Raw genomic sequence first — 670 nt, forward strand, 5'->3', positions numbered from 1 at the left:
GTGTTCACGGTGGAGCGGCATATCCGCGGCAAGTGGGTGTGCAAGGCATGTGAGACGCTGGTGCAGGCGCCGGTTGCGCCGCAGGTGATCGACAAGGGCATCCCGACTGCTGCACTGCTCGCGTGGGTGCTGGTGGCAAAGTACGCCGATCACTTGCCGCTCTATCGATTGGAGCGCATCTTTGCACGTGCTGGCTTGGCGATACCGCAATCGACGCTCGGTGCCTGGGTCGGGGTATGCGGCGTGCGATTGCAGCCTCTGGTCGACGCGCTACAGCAGGAACTGTTGCAGCAACACGTGCTGCACGCTGACGAGACGCCGGTACAGAGGCTCGCACCGGGCAAAGGCAAGACCCATCGCGCCTATCTATGGGCGTACAGCACCACGCAGTTCACCGATCTGAAAGCGGTGATCTACGACTTCGCAGACAGTCGTGCCGGCGAACACGCGCGCGCCTTCCTGGGCGAGTGGCGCGGCAAGCTGGTGTGCGACGACTACGGCGGCTACAAGGCCGGCTTCGAAAACGGGATCACCGAGATCGGATGTCTCGCCCATGCCCGCCGGAAGTTCTTCGATCTACACATTAAGCACCAAAGTGCACTCGCCGGGCAGGCGCTGCGGTACTTCGGCGCGCTGTACGAAGTGGAACGTGACGTAGTGGAACTTGAAC

General features: G+C 62.4%; 1 protein-coding gene. It reads left to right on the plus strand.

What is annotated here, in order from left to right; translation table 11 throughout:
* A partial coding sequence (gene tnpC, locus ACPUER_RS37000; protein ID WP_425133608.1) for an IS66 family transposase occupies nucleotides 1–670 on the plus strand: 670 nt, incomplete at both ends.

Source organism: Burkholderia sp. DN3021 (genome assembly GCF_049805555.1).
GTDB lineage: Bacteria > Pseudomonadota > Gammaproteobacteria > Burkholderiales > Burkholderiaceae > Burkholderia > Burkholderia pyrrocinia_C.